Origin of the sequence: Leisingera methylohalidivorans DSM 14336 (assembly GCF_000511355.1) — a bacterium.
Classification (GTDB): Bacteria; Pseudomonadota; Alphaproteobacteria; order Rhodobacterales; family Rhodobacteraceae; genus Leisingera; species Leisingera methylohalidivorans.
This window is the reverse complement of sequence record NC_023135.1, coordinates 1,713,902-1,729,127: the sequence shown is the minus strand read 5'-3', so window position 1 is coordinate 1,729,127 and position 15,226 is coordinate 1,713,902. Positions and strand designations below refer to the sequence as shown.

Here is a 15,226-nt window from a genome sequence, read left to right as displayed (position 1 = left end):
CCCGCTGCGGCGGCATGGCGCGGCGAATGCCATTGGCCCGCCCGGCGGACAGGCGTATAGGAAAACACATGATTACAGAGCTTGGCCACTTCGCCCTTATCCTCGCCTTCATGATTGCGATCGTGCAGGCTGTCATCCCCTTGATCGGCGCCCATAAACGCTGGCCCGGCTGGATGGCCGTGGCGGAACCGGCGGCGCAGGCGCAGTTCCTGTTCACCGCCTTTGCCTTCGGGGCGCTGACCTGGGCCTTCATCACGTCGGATTTCTCGCTGAAGCTGGTGACGCTGAACAGCCATTCGGCCAAGCCGATGCTCTATAAGATCTCCGGAACCTGGGGCAACCACGAGGGCTCGATGCTGCTGTGGGTGCTGATTGTCGCTCTGTTCGGCGCGATGGCCTCGGTCTTTGGCGGCGGTCTGCCGCCGACATTGAAGGCCCGTGTGCTGGCGGTGCAGGCGGCGATTGGCGTGGCGTTTTATGCCTTTATCCTGTTCACGTCGAACCCGTTCCTGCGTTTGACTGTACCGCCGTTCGACGGCCAGGATCTGAACCCGCTGCTGCAGGACCCGGGTCTCGCCTTCCATCCGCCGTTCCTTTACCTTGGCTATGTCGGGCTGAGCATGACATTCTCCTTTGCCGTCGCCGCCCTGATCGAAGGCCGCGTCGATGCCGCCTGGGGCCGCTGGGTGCGGCCCTGGACGCTGGCAGCCTGGATCTTTCTGACCATCGGTATCGGGCTGGGCTCCTGGTGGGCCTATTACGAGCTGGGCTGGGGCGGGTTCTGGTTTTGGGACCCGGTTGAAAACGCCTCCTTCATGCCCTGGCTGCTGGCCGCTGCGCTGCTGCATTCCGCCATCGTGGTCGAGAAACGCGAAGCGCTGAAAAGCTGGACCATCCTGCTGGCGATCCTGGCCTTTGGCTTCTCGCTGATCGGCACCTTCATCGTGCGGTCCGGGATCATCACCAGCGTGCATGCCTTTGCCAATGACCCGGAACGGGGCGTCTTTATTCTGTTTATCCTGGCCGTTTTCACCGGCGGCGCGCTGACGCTGTTTGCGGCCCGCGCCCAGGCGATGGAGGCCAAGGGCGTGTTTGGCGTGGTCAGCCGCGAAAGCGCGCTGGTGGCCAATAATATCCTGCTGGCGGTCAGCTGCTTTGTGGTTTTCTTCGGCACCGTCTGGCCGATTGTCGCGGAGATGGTCTTTGCCCGCAAGCTAAGCGTCGGCCCGCCATTCTTCAATTCGGCCTTCACCCCCTTCATGGTGGTGCTGGGGCTGATCATGCCGATTGGCGCCATGCTGCCGTGGAAACGCGGGCGGATCGGGCGCACAGCCTGGCAGCTGCGCTATGTCTTTGTGCTGGCGGTATCGCTGGGTGTGCTGGCCTGGGCGCTGCAGACCGGCAAGTCCGCGCTGGGGCCGGTTGGCTTGTTCCTGGGCTCCTGGATGGTGTTCGGGGCGCTGGCCGATCTGTGGCTGCGCAGCGGCAAATCGGGCCGCCTGCAGCGGATGCTGCGGCTGCCGCGGGCCGATTGGGGCAAGGCCGTGGCCCATGGCGGTTTGGGCATCACCATCTTTGCCATCGCGGGCCTGACTGCCTGGGAGCAGGAGGATATCCGTGTTGCCCGGATCGGAGAACCTTTTGATGTCGGCGCCTTCACGCTGGTGCTGAAGGACGTCAGCCGCGAGCAGGGACCGAACTATTTTTCCAGCAAGGGCCGGGTGGAGGTCACGCGCAACGGGCGGCCCGAGGCGCTGTTGTTCCCGGAAAAACGCGACTATCCCGTGGCGCGGATGCCGACCACCGAGGCCGCGATTGATTACCGTGTCGCACGCGACCTTTATGTGGTGCTGGGCGACCAGCAGGCCGATGGCAGCTGGACCATGCGCACCTACATCAAGCCTTTGGCCAACTGGATCTGGGGCGGCTCGATCCTGATGGCGCTTGGCGGGCTGCTGAGCCTCAGCGACCGGCGCTTCCGTGTTGCCGCCGGTGCGCGCAAATCGCCATCTGCAGGAGTGCCCGCAGAATGAATTTGCGAATTCTGATCCTGGCCCTGGCGGCGCTGCTGGCTGTCTCTGTGCTTGCGCCTGCGCCGGTATCAGCAGTGGAACCGGATGAGGTTCTGGCCGATCCCATGCTGGAAGCCCGCGCGCGGGACTTGTCCAAGGACCTGCGCTGCCTCGTCTGCCGCAATGAGAGCATTGACGAATCCAATGCCGAACTGGCCCGCGACCTGCGCCTTTTGCTGCGCGAGCGGCTGGCGGCTGGTGACAGCGACCGCGACGCCATGGCCTTTATCGTGGATCGCTATGGCGAATATGTGCTGCTGAGGCCCACCGCCAGCGGCGCCAATTGGCTGCTGTGGGCTGCGGGGCCGCTGATGCTGCTGGCCGCCCTTGTGATCGCCGTCTTCTATGTGCGGGGACGCGCCCGCGCGCCCAAAGCCGCCGAGCAGGGGCTGAGCGCCGAGGAGCAGGAGCGGCTGCGGAAAATCCTCGAGGATTGACGCCGGGTCCGGCTTTCCGGCAGCCCGGCTTTCCGTCACCATACCGGCAAACGGCCAGGCGGAACCGTCTTTGGCCCCTGAACGCAAGCGAGGCGAGGCACTTCGATGGACTATAAGGAAATCCTGTTTTCCCAGCAGGACGGGCTGGCGGTTGTCACCCTGAACCGCGAAGCGCGCAAGAATGCGCTGAACAGCCGGATGCGGTCCGAGATCACCCATGCGATGCGGATGGCGGCAGGTGAAGCGCGGGCCGTGGTGCTGACAGGGGCGGGCGATGCCTTTTGCTCGGGCCAGGACCTGAGCGATGCGGGCAGCAGCGGCAAGCTGGATCTGGAGCGCACGCTGCGCGACGAATACCTGCCGATGCTGCAGGCGATTTATGACTGCCCGGTGCCGGTCGTGGCGGCGGTCAACGGTGCCGCTGCCGGGGCAGGGGCCAATCTGGCGCTGGCCGCCGATGTGGTGATCGCTACCGAAAGCGCGTTTTTCATGCAGGCCTTCAGCAAGATCGGCCTGATCCCCGACGCCGGCGGCACCTGGTTCCTGCCGCGCCAGATCGGCCTGGCGAAATCAATGGGGGCAGCGCTGTTTGCCGACCGCGTCAGCGCCCGGCAGGCCAGCGACTGGGGCATGATCTGGGAAGCGGTGCCGGATGCGGAGTTCGACGCCCATTGGCGCGCCCGGGCGGCGTTTCTGGCCAGCGGCCCCAGCAAAGCCTTTGCCGCCACCAAATCCGCCCTGCGCGAAAGCTTTGGCCGCAGTTTGGCCGAGCAGCTGTCCGAAGAGGCGCATCTGCAGGGCCAATGCGGCAAGACCCGGGATTTTCTGGAGGGCGTGACGGCGTTTATGGAAAAGCGCCCCGCGGAATTCGAAGGGCGCTGAAGCCGCGCAGCCGGCTAACGGGAAAGCTGTTCAGAGGCCGAGGACCGGGTCGTTCTGCGTCCGGTCCACGATGCTGACATCATCCAGCGTCATCAACCCGCCCGCGCCCTCGATCCGCGCCACCAGCACGCCATTGGCATACAGCAGGGCGTCATCCGGGTCGCCGAATTGGTCCTGGGTTTCCTCCAGCGTCAGTTCCGGCTCCCCGCCTCCGCCGTCGTGGGAATAGACGATGATGTCTTCAAGCTTGCTGAAGTCGGTGAAAATAACCGGATCATCGCCCGCCTCGATCCAGTCCCCGATCCCCAGCGTGTCTTCCCCTTCGCCAAGCGACACAGTGTCGCCGCTGCCAGCCAGAACGACGTCATTGCCAAGGCCTGCCTGGATGCTGTCGGCATCGTCGTCAGTATCGGTGTCCGGTGTCAGCAATGCGTCAAAACCGTCCAGTTCGGTGATCGAGCCATTTGCCACGCCTCTCGCAAAGGCGGCAATCTCCTCGCCATCCATGGCGCTGGTGGCAACGATGGTATCGTCGCCAAGATCTCCGAAAACCGTGTCGGCCCCTTCGTGGTCGAGGATCGCGTCATTGCCATCACCGCCGCGCATCCAGTCGTCACCGGCCCCGCCGGTGATAAAGTCGTTGCCATCCTGACCGAAAAGCCTGTCATCGCCGCCGCGGCCCTCGACCACATCGTCTCCGCCGCGGGCAAAAATGCTGTCATCATGATGGCTGCCGATGATGTCGTCATCAGCGTCAGTCCTTGCCGCGCCGTTTCCACTATCCTGCGGTTCTTGCGATGATGTCTCGTGGCTTTCGCTCCCGTCATCATCGTCGAGTATGGCAAAGGTTCCAACAGCCATGGTCAGACCCAGCAGTACCAATAGTTCCATTCCGTGAATCCCGTTTTTTTTGGAAAATGCCCGAACAAGAAATTTCCTGCAGGGCGTCTCTGCCAGCAGGCGGCAGTAATGGGGATTAACTAATTAGCTGATTGAATTTAGTCAAATTTTACCTTGCGTTGAGCGGCGGGCGCGAACGATGCCCGAAATACTGAAGGATTGTTGGCCGGTTCAGCTTCAATTCCGCTCAGCAAAGATTGCCGGAAATTGGCAGCCAGGCGATGCGGGTCATGGCACCGGAAAAAAACGCCCCGCGGGATGCGGGGCGTTCGGACATTCAGTGCGACTGGCAATCAGCGCTTTTCGATATCGACGTAGTCGCGCAGGGTTTCGCCCAGGTACAGCTGACGCGGGCGGCCGATTTTGTTTTGCGGATCGGCGATCATCTCTTTCCACTGCGAGATCCAGCCGACGGTGCGCGACAGCGCAAAGATCGGGGTGAACATCGAGGTCGGGAAGCCCATCGCCTCCAGAATGATGCCGGAGTAGAAATCGACGTTCGGGAACAGTTTCTTCTCGATGAAGTAGGGGTCGTTCAGCGCGGTCTGCTCCAGCTCCTTGGCAACTTGCAGCAGCGGGTTGTCTTCGACACCGAGCAGATCCAGGACCTCGTCCGCGGATTGCTTCAGCACGGTCGCACGCGGGTCGGTGTTCTTGTACACGCGGTGGCCGAAACCCATCAGGCGGAACGGATCGTTCTTGTCCTTGGCGCGTGCGATATACTCGGGGATGCGGTCGACCGAGCCGATTTCCTTGAGCATTTCCAGGCAGGCCTGATTGGCGCCGCCGTGGGCCGGACCCCAAAGGCAGGCAATGCCGGCGGCGATACAGGCAAACGGGTTTGCGCCCGAGGAGGACGCCAGACGCACGGTGGAGGTGGAGGCGTTCTGCTCGTGATCCGCGTGCAGGGTGAGGATACGGTCCATTGCCCGGCTCAGGATCGGGTTCACGTGGTATTCCTCAGCCGGAACCGAGAAGCACATGTGCAGGAAGTTGGCCGCGTAATCCAGATCGTTCTTCGGATACACAAACGGCTGGCCGATGGAGTATTTATAGGCCATCGCGGCAATCGTCGGGAGTTTGGCGATCAGACGGACTGCCGCGACCTCGCGCTGCCACGGATCGGTGACGTCCAGCGAGTCGTGGTAGAAGGCCGACATCGCGCCGACCACGCCAACCAGGGTCGCCATCGGGTGCGCATCGCGGCGGAAGCCGCGGAAGAAGTTGTGCATCTGCTCATGCACCATGGTGTGACGGGTCACACGGGTCTCGAAATCCTCCAGCTGGTTCACCGTCGGCAGTTCACCGTAGAGCAGCAGGTAGCAGACCTCGAGGTAATGGGACTTCGATGCCAGCTGGTCGATCGGATAGCCGCGGTGCAGCAGCTCGCCTTTGTCGCCATCGATGTAGGTGATGGTGCTGTCGCAGCTGGCGGTCGAGGTAAAGCCCGGGTCGTAGGTGAACACACCTGCCTTCGCGTAGAGCTTGCGGATGTCGAGAACATCGGGCCCGGCCGTTGGAGAGAAAATGGGCAGCTCGTAGGTTTCGCCATTCAGGCTGAGCGTGGCAGATTTCTGTGTCTCGGTCATTGGTGTCCCTTCCTGTTGCGGGCACGAGAGCGGCCGTGCAGGCGTCCTCATGCGGGGCAGCGCCTGCGCTGTTCCGCGCAGGGGTTGTCGTATCTAAACAGGCTTAACCGGGAGTAAAGGACCGGTCTCAGCCTGTTGCGTCTTTGAGCCGGGCGAGGGTTTCCTCACGGCCCAGAATCAGCATCATGTCGAACACCGAAGGCGTTACCGCCCGGCCCGCCAGCGCCGCCCGCAAAGGGCCTGCCAGCTTGCCGAACTTGGTATCATGGGCTTCTGCAAATGCGTTCAGAAGCGCCTCCAGATCGTCACGGACCCAGCTAGCATTTTGCAGCTGCGGCGTCAATTCTCCCAGTATACCATCGGATACTGAAGATAGCGCTTTTTCCGCTTTCGCGTCCCGTTCAATTGGCCGTGAGACAAGGACAAAATGAGCTTTTTCAAGCAGTTCAGGGAAGGTGCGCGCTCGATCCTTCAGGCAATACATCGCCGCCTCCAAACCCTGTGACTGCGCGTCAGTCAGGGCCGTTTTTCCGGCCGCCGCCAGATAGGCGCAGATTTCGTGCCGCAGCGCAGCGTCGTCGCTGACGGCGATATGCTGACCGCTGAGATTCTCCAGCTTCTTGGTGTCGAACCGGGCCGGGCTTTTACCGATACCGTCGAAATTAAACCACTCTTTAGCCTGATCGTCTGTAAAAAATTCGTCATCACCGTGCGACCAGCCCAAACGGGCCAGATAGTTGCGCATGCCAGCGGCCGGATAGCCCATCGCCTGGTATTCCTGTGCCCCCAAGGCGCCATGGCGTTTGCTCAGCTTTTTGCCGTCCGGCCCGTGGATCAGCGGGATATGCGCCCAGACCGGCACGTCCCAGCCCATCGCTTCATAGATCATCATCTGGCGGGCGGCGTTGTTCAGGTGGTCATCGCCGCGGATCACATGGGTGACGCCCATATCGTGGTCGTCCACGACCACCGCCAGCATGTAGACCGGCGTGCCGTCGGAGCGCAGCAGGATCATGTCATCAAGCTGATCGTTCCGGATGGTGACGTCGCCCTGCACCTCATCCTTGATAACGGTAACACCGCTTTGCGGCGCCTTGATGCGGATGACAAAGGGCGCGTCAGGGTGGCTGGCCGGATCGGCGTCGCGCCAGGGAGAGCGGTAGAGGGTCGATTTGCCCTCAGCCTTGGCCTGCTCGCGGAAAGCGGCGATCTCATCCTGGGTGGCAAAACATTTATAGGCCTTGCCCTCGGCCAGCAGCTGCCTGGCCACTTCGGCGTGGCGGCTGGCGCCTTCAAACTGGCTGATCACCTCGCCGTCGTGGTCCAGACCCAGCCATTCCATGCCCTGCAGGATGGCCTTGGTTGCCTCAGGCGTGGAGCGTTCGCGGTCGGTGTCTTCAATGCGCAGCAGGAACTTGCCGCCGCGGCCGCGGGCGTAAAGCCAGTTGAACAGCGCAGTGCGGGCGCCGCCGATGTGCAGGAAGCCGGTGGGAGAAGGCGCGAAACGGGTGACAACCGGTTGGGTCATGAGCAGGATTTACCTTTTGGAAACCAAGTGAGGTTTAGAGTTTCCGCCTGTCTACCGGGCCAGAAGGCGGGGGGCAAGCATGCGGCTGAGCGCAGCCATCGCAGACCTGCTGCACGCGCAGCGGGGACATCTGTTCCCCTGGACGCCGGTTTTCCTCGGAGCCGGGATCGGGGCCTATTTTTCATTGAAGTCGGAGCCTGGCGCCGCCGAGTTTTCCGCCCTGGCGCTATGTGCGCTGCTGATGGCTGCCGGCGCCGTGGGCCGGCGGCAGCTGGCCTTTCTGCTGTGGGGGCCCGCTTTGGCGGCGGCGGGGCTTTGCCTTGCGGGGGCACGGGCGCATCTGGTGTCGGCACCGGTCCTGGATTTCCGCTATTACGGGGCGGTGGAGGGGCGGGTTGCCGGGGTTGACCGCTCTCCGACCGATGCCCTACGGCTGACCCTGGATCAGGTGCGGCTGGACCGGGTGGCGCCCGACGACACGCCTGCCCGTGTCCGCATTTCGTTGAAAGCGCTGGAACAGGTGCCGCCGCCAGGCGCGCGGGTCATGACCACCGCGCATCTGCTGCCGCCGCAAGGTCCAGCAGAGCCCGGCGGGTTCGATTTCCGCCGCCACGCCTGGTTCAAGCAATTGGGCGGCCTGGGCTACACGAGGGTTCCGGTGCTGCTGGCAGAACAGCCGGGCCAAAGCCTGGCTGTGGAACGGCTGCGCCGGGGTGTGGCGCAGGGTCTGCAAGACCGCATAGCAGGGGAAACAGGCGGGTTTGCAGCCGCAATCACCACCGGCGACCGCAGCGGCGTGGGGCAGCAGACCCTGACCGCGCTGCGGCAAAGCAATCTGGCGCATCTGCTGGCAATCTCCGGCTTGCACATGGGCCTGCTGACCGGTTTTGTCTTTGCGGCGATTAGGATCTTGTTCAACCTGATCCCGCCGCTGGCCCTGCGCTGGCCGGTCAAGAAGCTGGCGGCCGTGGCGGCGCTGACGGCCGGCGCCGGGTATCTTGCGCTGTCAGGCGGCAATGTGGCAACGGAGCGGGCCTTTGTGATGGTGGCGGTGATGTTTGCTGCCGTGCTGTTGAACCGGCGTGCGATTACCCTGCGGGCGGTGGCGGTTGCCGCTTGGATTGTTCTGCTGCGGCGGCCGGAAAGCCTGCTCAGCCCTGGTTTTCAGATGAGTTTTGCCGCGACCGCAGCGCTGGTTGCGGTTTTTGCAGCGCTGAGGGACAGGGAAGTGCCGCTGGGGCCGCGATGGCTGCGGCCGGTTCTGGCGGTGGTGATTTCCTCTGCGGTGGCCGGGGCGGCAACAGCCCCCTTTGCAGCGGCGCATTTCAACACGGTGCCGCATTACGGGCTGCTGGCGAACCTGTTGTCTGTGCCGGTCATGGGCTCGGTGGTCATTCCGGCTGCGGTGCTAGCGCTGTGCCTGGCGCCGGTTGGCCTGGAAATGGCCGGGCTGACTGTCATGCAATGGGGGCTGGATTGGATCCTGGCAGTTGCCGGGGTTGTCTCGGGGTTCGACGGGGCGCTGTCGCATGTGCCCGCGCCGGGGGCCTGGGTTCTGCCGCTGTTTGCTGCGGGCATGCTGTTTGCGGTGATCTGGCAAGGGCGGCTGCGGCTGGCTGGGCTGTTGCCGGCCGCATGTGCGCTGCTGATGTGGAGCACGGCAGAGCGTCCCGTTGTCCTGATTGCTGACTCCGGAGGGCTGATTGGCGTGATGGCGCCGGAAGGCCGGGCCTTGTCGCGGGCCAAGGGGCAGGGGTTCACTGCGAAAATCTGGCTTGAGAATGACGGCGACCCGGCAGGACAGATCGCCGCTGCGGCGCGATGGGCGGATGACGCAGACGCTTTGCCGGTCTGGCAGGGACCGGGCTTCCGGCTGCTCCATGCGCTTGGAAGACGTAAGCTTTCACAGGTAAGCCGCTGTAAAGAAGGTGATATTGTCGTTTCTACGGTTGCGGCGCAGTCGCCGGGAAACTGTTTGCTGCTGACACCGGCAGTGATGCGGCAAACGGGCAGCATCGCCGTGACCGCAACGGGCGGCCTGCAGACATCCCGCAGCGCATCGGGACAGAGGTTGTGGACAGCATGGCGGCCGGAAGGGGCTGAAGTCAGCCGCCTCCGGAAGCTTCTTGGCCGGCAAAACCCTCAGTAAGTGCGGATCAACCCAACCAGCTGGCCTTGGATCTGAACCTGGTCTTCCGGGTAGCGCCGGGTTTCATAGGCCGGGTTGGCGGCTTCCAGCGCGATCATGCTGCCCTGGCGCTGATAGCGTTTCAGCGTGGCCTCGTGCCCCTCGACCAATGCGACAACGATATCGCCGTTGTCTGCAGCGCCGGTTTCGCGGATCACCACGATGTCGCCGTCATTGATGCCGGCTTCGATCATCGAGTCGCCTTTTACCTCCAGCGCGAAATGCTGGCCGTTTGGTGCGATCATGCCGCCGGGAACCACTACCTGATGCGACACCTGGCTGATCGCCTCGATCGGGACACCGGCGGCGATGCGGCCCATCACCGGCAGTTCCACTGCGGCATGGCGCACCGGGTCTGCTGCGGCAGCTGCGGGCTGCGGGCGGCCGCCGTCAATCACCGTTGGCGCAAAGGCTTGCGGCTCCAGCACACCGCCCAGGCTTTCCGGCAGGCGGATGATCTCAATCGCGCGCGCGCGGTGCGGCAGGCGGCGGATGAAGCCGCGCTCCTCCAGAGCGGTGATCAGCCGGTGGATGCCCGATTTCGACCGCAGGTCCAGTTCAACCTTCATTTCATCGAAACTGGGTGGCACGCCGTCCCGCTGCAGACGTTTATGAATGAATTCCAGCAGTTGAAGTTGCTTTTTCGTGAGCATCGCCGCTCCCTCCGCGCCTCAGGTTTTCTTTTGTTCTACGCATGTTCACGTTTTGTGTCAACATGGCAGTAACTGACAGCAAGAAAAGAAAACGCGCCTGTGCCGCGTGACACCCCTACGGCAGCATAACCGTCCGAAGGGCAATGGGATGGGGGCATTTTTGCAAAGAAGGTGCGGGGTCAGAGAGGCAGGTATTGCACGGTATCGCCTGCGCTGCGCGCGCCGTCCTTCGGCGGGCGGATCAGCAGGGCGTTGGCATCAGCCAGAATGCTAAGCAGCGAGCTGTCCTGATTGTCAAAGGCGCTGAGCCTGCCGCCATCGACCCTGGCCCGCATGTAATGTTCCCGCGGGCCGTTTTCAGCCAGAGGCGCCGCAAGGGCGGCGGTCTGCAGCTGCTGCGCTTCTGGCGGGAGTCCAAGCATGGTCCGGATCATCGGCGTCAGGAAGACATGGCCGCAGACCATCGCGGAAACCGGGTTGCCGGGCAGGCCAACCATGGCGGCGCCGTTCATGCGGCCCGCCATCAGCGGTTTACCGGGCCGCATGGCGACCTTGTAAAAGCTGCGCTCCATGCCGAGGTCCTGCGCAACTTTGCCGACCAGATCGTGATCGCCGACCGAGGCGCCGCCGATGGTGACGACCAGATCGGCGCCTGCAGCCAGTTCAAAGGCAGTCCGCAGCGAGCTTTCGGTGTCGCGGGCGATCGGCAGGATGCGGGCATGGGCGCCGAGCCCCTCCAGCATCGCCTTGAGGCCAAAGGTGTTGGAGGCGATGATCTGATCCGGGCCGGGCGTGCCGCCGGGCATCACCAGCTCGTCGCCTGTAGAGATCAGCGCGACCTCGGGGCGGCGGGTGACGGGGACCGAGGGAATATTCATCGCCGCCAGCAGGGCGATGTCCGCGGGCGCCAGCAGCCTGGGTGCGCTGACGGTCTGGCCATCGGTGAAATCGCCGCCGCGGGGGCGGATATTGGGGTTGGCACCGGGGGTATCTGTGATGGTGATGAGGTTGCCGCTGCGGGTGACATCCTCTTGAATAACAACGAAACTTGCGCCTTCTGGCACCGGCGCGCCGGTAAAGATGCGCACGGCCTGGCCAGCCCCGGTGCGGCCATTGAAGGCATGGCCGGCAGCTGCTTCGCCAATCACCTTGAACATGGCGTGCAGTTCGACTTCTGCCGCGTTCACGGCGTAACCGTCCATGGCCGAGGCGGTAAACGGCGGCTGGTCGCGGCGCGCCTGCACATCGCGGGCCAGCACCCGGCCTGCGGCCTCCGCCAGCGGAACCTCTTCGGTTTCCAGCTGGGAGACCAGTGACAGAAGATGCCCGCGGGCTTCGCTGACCGGGATCATTTATGCCTCGTACCTGCCTGATTTTCCGCCATCTTTCAGCGTCACGCGGATGCCGCCGATCTCCATCGCCTTGTCCACGGCCTTGGCCATGTCATAGACGGTGAGCGCGGCAGTGGAGACGGCAGTGAGCGCCTCCATTTCAACCCCGGTCTGGCCGGTGGTCTTGACCGTCGCCTCAACCCGCACGCCGGGCAGGTCCGGGTCCAGGGTCAGTTCGACGGCGACCTTGGTCACCGGCAGCGGATGGCACAGCGGGATCAGATCCGGCGTTTTCTTGGCTCCCATAATTCCGGCCAGGCGGGCGACTGACAGAACATCGCCCTTTTTAGCGCGGCCTTCGGCAATGATATCAAAGGTTTCCTGCGCCATGGTGATGCGGCCTTCGGCGGTGGCGACGCGCGAGGTTACCGCCTTGTCCGAGACGTCGACCATATGGGCGTCGCCCTTGGTATCGAAATGAGTGAGGCTCATGGCGCTGCTCCTTACATCATGCCGGGCATCAGCGGGTTGGCGAGCAGCGCACGGGTTGCGCCGGCCACATCGTCCTGGCGCATCAGGCTTTCCCCGATCAGGAAGGTCCGTGCGCCGTAGCGGGCCATATCGCTGAGATCCTCCGGCGTAAACAGCCCGCTTTCGCAGACGATGGTTCGGTCCGGAGGCACCAGGCGCGACAGTTCGCGGGTGGTGTCCAGGGTGGTTTCAAACGTCTTGAGATTGCGGTTGTTGATGCCCATCAGGGGCGACTTCAGATTGCAGGCGCGCTCAAGCTCCTCGGCGTCATGCACCTCCAGGAGCACATCCATGCCCCAGTCAAAGGCGCTTTGCTCCAGCTCCTGCGCTTGCGCGTCCGAGACGGAGGCCAGAATGATCAGAATGCAATCAGCACCCAGCGCGCGGGCTTCGGCCACCTGATAGGTGTCGTACATGAAATCCTTGCGCAGCGCGGGCAGGGAACAGGCGCCGCGGGCCTGGGTCAGGAAGTCCTTGGCTCCCTGGAAGCTGGGCGTGTCGGTCAGCACCGACAGGCAGGTGGCACCGCCGTCTTCATACGCCCTGGCCAGTTCAGCCGGTTCAAAATCCGGGCGGATCAGACCCTTGGAGGGGCTTGCTTTCTTGATTTCGGCAATCAGGCCATAGCCGCTGCGGTTGGCCTGCATCAGGCTGTCGGCAAAACCGCGCACCGGGGAAGCTTCGCGCGCCTCAGCCTCGACCGCCTCCAGCGGTTTGGCGGCCTTGTCGGCGGCCACTTCCTCAAGCTTGTAGGCCTTGATCTTGTCCAGCACGTTTTGGGTCATATCAGTGCCTCCGTTTATGCGTTCCAGTCTATGCCGCTTTCACCGCGGGCAGCGAGCCAATTATTCACTTTTGAAAAGGGCCGGGACCCGAAGAAGCCGCGCCGCGCCGACAGGGGCGAGGGATGGGCAGTTTTCAGGATCAGGTGATCGCCCGGTTTGATATGTTTTTCAAGCTTTTGTGCTGCATTTCCCCATAGAATGTAAGCCGTGGGGCGTTCTGAGGTCCGGTCCAGCACCTGATGCACCAGATACTGCCAGCCCAGGTGCTTGTGGCCGTTCGCCTCGCCTGCGGGCACGGTAAGGGCGGTGTTCAGGAGCAGAACGCCCTGGCTTGCCCATCCACGCAGGTCTGCATTTGGGCGGGTTACGCCAAGATCGTCTTCCAGCTCTTTGTAAATGTTAGACAAAGAGCGCGGAAGCGGGTGGACATGCGGTTCAGCGGAAAAGGCCAGGCCATGGGCGTGACCCGGCGTCGGATAAGGATCCTGGCCCAGGATCACCACGCGGGTGTGCTGCGGCTGGGTCAGTTCCAGTGCGGCAAACCGCAGATGCGCGGGCGGAAGGATTTCGCGCGGATCCCCGGCAATTGCGGCTGAGAGTCCGGGCCAATGGCCGGTGAAAAAAGGCAGGCTGGACCAGGCGCCCAGCCCCGCTGGCAAGCGGGTCATGCGGCTGAGGTGATGCGGGCCAGCGCCTCGACCTTGGATTTCGCAGCACCGCTGTCGATGGAGGCGGTGGCTTTGGCGACGCCTTCCTTCAGATCCGCGGCGTGGCCTGCGACCACCAAAGCAGAAGCAGCATTCAGCAGCACGGCGTCGCGGTAGGCAGACGGCGCGCCATCCAGCAGCGCCCGGAAGGCCTGGGCGTTCTCCTCGGGCGTGCCGCCGACGATGGCCTCAAACGGGTGCACCGGCAGGCCGGCCTCTTCGGGGTGCAGTTCGATATCGCGGATATCGCCGTTTTCCTCCAGCGCCGAAACCCAGCTGATGCCGGTGATGGTCAGCTCATCCGTGCCGTCAGAGCCATGCACCAGCCAGGCGCGTTCAGACCCGAGAGTCTTCAGCGTTTCCGCCATCGGGCGGATCATCTCGCGGCTGAAGGCGCCGGTGAGCTGGCGTTTGACGCCGGCCGGATTGGTGAGGGGGCCGAGAATGTTGAAGATGGTGCGGGTGCCAAGCTCCGTGCGGGTCGGCATCACGTGGCGCGTCGCGGGATGGTGCATGGGCGCCATCATAAAGCCGATTCCGGCTTCATTGATTGCCTTCTCAACCACTTCCGGCCCAACCATCACCTTAATGCCCATCTGGGACTGCAGGTCCGCAGTGCCGGATTTGGAGCTGAGATTGCGGTTGCCGTGTTTGGCAACCACCACGCCCGCGCCGGCCGTCACAAAGGCGGTCGCGGTGGAGATGTTAAGGGTGTTCTTGCCGTCACCGCCAGTCCCGACAATGTCGATCGCGCCCGCAGGCGCCTTTACCGGATTGCATTTGGAACGCATCACGGCAGCGGCAGCGGCGTATTCATCGACGCTTTCGCCGCGGGTGCGCATCGCCATCAGCAAGCCGCCGATCTGGCTGGGCGTGGCTTCGCCCTCAAACAGCAGGGTGAAAGCGGTTTCAGCCTCATCGCGGGTCAGCGACCGTTCCGCCGCGGCGCCGATAAGCGGTTTCAGGCGGTCGCTCATGCGGGCACCTTCATCACGTCGAGAAAGTTCTTCAACAGCGCGTGGCCATGTTCCGAAGCGATCGATTCCGGGTGGAACTGGACGCCGTGGATCGGCAGGTCTTTGTGCTGCAGGCCCATGATGGTGCCGTCTTCCAGTTCAGCGGTGATTTCCAGGCAATCCGGCAGGCTGTCGCGCTCCACCACCAGGGAATGGTAGCGGGTTGCCTCAAAAGGTGACGGCAAGCCATTGAAAACACCAATATCCTTGTGGTGCATTTTGCCCATCTTACCGTGCACGATCTCGTGGCAGCGGATCACCTTGCCGCCGAATGCCTGGCCGATGGTCTGATGGCCCAGGCACACGCCCAGGAGCGGCGTGCCGGTTTCGGCCGCGGCTTCGGTCAGCGCCAGGCAGATGCCGGCCTGATCCGGGTCGCAGGGGCCGGGCGACAGCAGGATACCAGAAGGCTTCATTGCCATCGCTTCCTGCACGTTGATGGCGTCGTTGCGGCGGACTTCCATTTCCGCGCCCAGCTCACCCAGATAATGGACGAGGTTGTAGGTAAAGGAATCGTAGTTGTCTATCAGCAGCAGCATCGTAGCGGGCTCTTTTAAGGGTGGCGGGCCGGGGCCGCGCCGCAGTATAGTGGTCGAAACATACATGT

General features: G+C 63.4%; 14 protein-coding genes. 4 read left to right on the top strand and 10 right to left on the bottom strand.

The genetic code is table 11. From position 1 onward, the window contains the following. Positions 1-68: 68 nt before the first annotated feature. From METH_RS08585 to METH_RS08575, 3 genes are all read left to right on the top strand, one after another. Positions 69-2,033, top strand: a complete 1,965-nt coding sequence (locus tag METH_RS08585; RefSeq protein ID WP_024090050.1) for a heme lyase CcmF/NrfE family subunit — start codon at positions 69-71, stop codon at positions 2,031-2,033. Continuing rightward, positions 2,030-2,509, top strand: a complete 480-nt coding sequence (locus METH_RS08580) for a cytochrome c-type biogenesis protein (RefSeq protein ID WP_197538828.1) — start codon at positions 2,030-2,032, stop codon at positions 2,507-2,509. Before METH_RS08585 ends, METH_RS08580 begins: the two co-directional genes overlap by 4 nt. A 105-nt stretch (positions 2,510-2,614) precedes the next feature. Then, positions 2,615-3,391: an enoyl-CoA hydratase-related protein gene (locus METH_RS08575; protein WP_024090048.1), complete on the top strand. Its 777-nt coding sequence runs from the start codon at positions 2,615-2,617 to the stop codon at positions 3,389-3,391. Positions 3,392-3,421: 30 nt separating this feature from the next. On the opposite strand, the gene METH_RS08570 is transcribed toward METH_RS08575, so the two are convergent. From METH_RS08570 to gltX, 3 genes are all read right to left on the bottom strand, one after another. Continuing rightward, positions 3,422-4,282 (bottom strand): calcium-binding protein, encoded by an 861-nt coding sequence (locus tag METH_RS08570; protein ID WP_024090047.1) that lies wholly within the window; start codon positions 4,280-4,282, stop codon positions 3,422-3,424. 302 nt (positions 4,283-4,584) lie between these two features. Further along, on the bottom strand, positions 4,585-5,880 hold the full coding sequence (locus METH_RS08565) for a citrate synthase (RefSeq protein WP_024090046.1): 1,296 nt from the start codon (positions 5,878-5,880) through the stop codon (positions 4,585-4,587). 127 nt (positions 5,881-6,007) lie between these two features. Continuing rightward, entirely contained in the window at positions 6,008-7,408 is a 1,401-nt protein-coding gene (gltX, locus tag METH_RS08560) for a glutamate--tRNA ligase (RefSeq protein WP_024090045.1), read from the bottom strand. Between the two features lie 79 nt (positions 7,409-7,487). Here gltX and METH_RS08555 point away from each other — a divergent pair, with 79 nt between their 5' ends. Then, positions 7,488-9,557 (top strand): ComEC/Rec2 family competence protein, encoded by a 2,070-nt coding sequence (locus METH_RS08555; protein WP_024090044.1) that lies wholly within the window; start codon positions 7,488-7,490, stop codon positions 9,555-9,557. Here METH_RS08555 and lexA read toward each other — a convergent pair. The 7 genes from lexA to METH_RS08520 form a co-directional block, all read right to left on the bottom strand. Then, on the bottom strand, positions 9,551-10,249 hold the full coding sequence (lexA, locus tag METH_RS08550) for a transcriptional repressor LexA (RefSeq protein WP_024090043.1): 699 nt from the start codon (positions 10,247-10,249) through the stop codon (positions 9,551-9,553). The genes METH_RS08555 and lexA overlap by 7 nt on opposite strands. Positions 10,250-10,428: 179 nt before the next feature. Then, positions 10,429-11,601 (bottom strand): molybdopterin molybdotransferase MoeA, encoded by a 1,173-nt coding sequence (locus METH_RS08545; RefSeq protein WP_024090042.1) that lies wholly within the window; start codon positions 11,599-11,601, stop codon positions 10,429-10,431. Continuing rightward, positions 11,602-12,072 carry a cyclic pyranopterin monophosphate synthase MoaC gene (gene moaC / locus METH_RS08540; protein ID WP_024090041.1) on the bottom strand — a complete coding sequence of 157 codons (471 nt, stop codon included), beginning with the start codon at positions 12,070-12,072 and terminating at the stop codon, positions 11,602-11,604. An 11-nt stretch (positions 12,073-12,083) separates the two neighbouring features. Then, complete coding sequence (gene trpC / locus METH_RS08535; protein ID WP_024090040.1) at positions 12,084-12,896, bottom strand: indole-3-glycerol phosphate synthase TrpC; 813 nt, start codon at positions 12,894-12,896, stop codon at positions 12,084-12,086. A gap of 14 nt (positions 12,897-12,910) precedes the next feature. Next, positions 12,911-13,564, bottom strand: coding sequence for a uracil-DNA glycosylase (locus METH_RS08530; RefSeq protein WP_024090039.1), 654 nt, complete (start codon positions 13,562-13,564; stop codon positions 12,911-12,913). Next, entirely contained in the window at positions 13,561-14,580 is a 1,020-nt protein-coding gene (trpD, locus tag METH_RS08525) for an anthranilate phosphoribosyltransferase (protein WP_024090038.1), read from the bottom strand. Before trpD ends, METH_RS08530 begins: the two co-directional genes overlap by 4 nt. Further along, positions 14,577-15,158 (bottom strand): anthranilate synthase component II, encoded by a 582-nt coding sequence (locus METH_RS08520; RefSeq protein ID WP_024090037.1) that lies wholly within the window; start codon positions 15,156-15,158, stop codon positions 14,577-14,579. The genes trpD and METH_RS08520 overlap by 4 nt, the downstream gene beginning before the upstream one ends. Between the last annotated feature and the right edge of the window lie 68 nt (positions 15,159-15,226).